Here is a 2,895-nt window from a genome sequence, read left to right as displayed (position 1 = left end):
ATTTTATATTTATTAATTTTTTTTAGAAATACTAAATTTTTGCGTAAAAATATAGAAATTTTTGCGTTATTTTTATATAATATATATGAATAAATAATTTTGGAGGATTTGTCTAATGAGTGAATTTAAAGATGTTACTGCGGTAAAAAAAGCAAACGTTTATTTTGATGGTAAGGTAAGTAGTAGAGTAATAATATTTCCTAATGGTGAAAGAAAAACTTTAGGATTGATGTTACCTGGAGAGTACACTTTTTCTACTAGAGAAGAAGAAATAATGGAAATGCTTGCTGGAAGCATGGATGTAAAACTACCTGGAAGCAATGAGTTTGTAACATATAAGGAAGGTCAAAAATTTAATGTTCCTTCTGATTCAAGTTTTGATTTAAAAGTTAATGAAGTTGTTGACTATTGCTGTTCATACATAGCTGATTAATAAATATATATGATATTCTTATATAAAATTTAATGTATATAAAAAAAGAACAACTCTATTTAATATTAAGTTGCTCTTTTTTTATATTATTCAAGTCAGTTTAAATCTGGGGCTATTGTGTCTAGTATCTCATCTAATACAAATAACATAACTTTTATCATAATCGGCATTAATACTGCTAATACCATAGTTATAAGGATTAGCTCTTTACTTAGAGCTACAAATGAGAATAATCCACCTAAAAATAGGATTCCAACAACAAATGCTATAGTCATGCTTACAATTAAAAATAATCTTTCTTTATTAAATGGCAAGCATTGCTGTCTTAATATCAAAAGACCACATATACCAGTTAATATAGCACACATCGTAGAAAATACACTTGAACTATAACCTAAGTATTCAACTATATTGTAAACAATAATTACATTTAATGTTACACATAGTGCTCCTGGTAAAGCATTTTTTAATATATTAAGTAAGAAATTTCCTGAAATCCTACTTCGGTTTGCCTCAAGAGCTAAAAAGAATGATGGTATACCTACTGTTACAGCTCCAATCAATGATAACTGAATTGGTACAAATGGATACTGTCTACTAAAGAAAAATAATGTTAACAGTGATAAGAAGAATGAAAAGATTGTCTTTACTAAAAACAAAGAAGATGCTCTTTGAATATTATTGATTACCTTTCTTCCTTCCATAACAACCTTTGGCATAGATGCAAAGTTTGAATCTAATAGCACTAAATTAGAGACATTTTTGGTAGCATCACTTCCAGATGCCATCGCAATACTACAGTCAGCTTCTTTAAGTGCTAATACATCATTTACACCATCTCCGGTCATTGCTACTGTACGATTTTGTTGTTTTAATGCTACAATCATTTGTTTCTTTTGTTGTGGGCTTACTCTTCCAAAAACACTATATTTATCAACTGCATCGTATATCTCTTTATCATTTTTAAGTGTTGTCGCATCAATAAATCTACTAGCTGTTTTAAGACCAGCTTTTCTTGCTACTTCACTTACTGTTATTGGATTATCTCCAGATATAATTTTTATATCTACACCTTCATTATAAAAAAACTCTAAAGTTTCCTTGGCTTCATCCCTAATTTTATCTAATATCAATATAAAAGCAAGTGGTTTTATATCTTCAGGTATCTTATTATCTTCCATATAAGAATTACTATGAGCCAAAGCTATTACTCTATTTCCTGCTTTAGAATATTTTTCAATCTCTATTTTTAAGTCTTTATATCTATCTTTAAAAATAAACTCAAAGGCTCCTATTAAGTATGTACCTTCATTTTCAAAGACAACACCACTGTATTTTCTTGCTGATGAGAATGGAATCAAATTTTTAACTTTATATGTATCTGAAATAGTATATTTATCTCTTATAGCATTTAATGTCGCATTGTCATCTTTAAGAGAATTACACAAATTTCCCATTATCTCGTTTACATTAACTTTTTCAAGCATTACTACATCATCAACTTGCATTTTACCTTCTGTGATTGTACCTGTTTTATCAAGACATAATGTGTCAACTCTAGCAAGAGTCTCTACACAATATAATTCTTGAACTAAAGTTTTATGACTTGCAAGCTTTATTGTCCCAACAGCCAAAGCAATACTTGTAAGCAGAGTTAATCCCTCTGGTATCATTCCATTTACAGCTGCCACAGTACCTACTACAGATGTTACTATAGAGTCCCCATTTCCAAAATGTTGTTTTACAAACAATATAACTCCTAAAGGAATAATTATTACACCAACAACTTTTAATATTGCATTTAATGAATTTCTAAGTTGAGAATTATGTTTCTTAGAAATTTTAGCGTCACTAGCTATCTTATTTGCATAGTTATCTTTTCCTATGTTCTCAACTTTTACAAATGCATCTCCGGAAACTACAAAACTACCAGAATATAAAAAATCACCTTTGCTTTTTACAATAATATCAGATTCTCCTGTAATTAGAGATTCATTTACCTCTAACTTTCCTTCTAAAACTTTTGAATCTGCACAGATTTGATTTCCTGTTTTTAAAATCATAATATCGTCTAGCACTAATTCCTGAACATCAATCTCTTTTTTCTCCTTTTCCCTTATAACAGATACTTTGCTTGATACTATAACAGATAGATTGTCCAACAATATTTTTGCTCTTATTTCTTGAATCACACCAATAATAGTATTAATTACAGCAATAAATATAAATAAGGTATTTTTAAAAGAGCCAACTGAAACTAGCAAACAAACTAAAACAAGATTTATAAGATTAAAAAGTGTAAATATATTATCTTTAAAAATTTGCTTGTATGTTTTAGTTTTTCCATTGTCAAATACATTAATTAAATTGTCATCTATTCTACTTTGAAGTTGTTCACTGTTTAATCCAACATTTATATCACAATTATATCTTTTTAAGTTAACTTTATCCATATTATACTC

At 28.3% G+C, this 2,895-nt stretch carries 2 protein-coding genes; one reads left to right on the top strand and one right to left on the bottom strand.

All coding sequences use genetic code 11. The features are described from left to right. The first annotated feature begins 115 nt into the window (after positions 1 to 115). Positions 116 to 433, top strand: coding sequence for a pyrimidine/purine nucleoside phosphorylase (locus KGF50_RS21055; RefSeq protein ID WP_227433130.1), 318 nt, complete (start codon positions 116 to 118; stop codon positions 431 to 433). 95 nt (positions 434 to 528) lie between these two features. Here KGF50_RS21055 and KGF50_RS21050 read toward each other — a convergent pair. Continuing rightward, positions 529 to 2,895 (bottom strand): HAD-IC family P-type ATPase (locus KGF50_RS21050; protein WP_413926852.1); only part of this gene is annotated, 2,367 nt, incomplete at its 5' end.

The organism is Clostridioides sp. ZZV15-6598 (assembly GCF_020657705.1).
GTDB lineage: Bacteria > Bacillota > Clostridia > Peptostreptococcales > Peptostreptococcaceae > Clostridioides > Clostridioides difficile_F.
The sequence above is the reverse complement of the archived record's forward strand: the minus strand, read 5'-3'. Positions and strand labels throughout refer to the sequence as shown.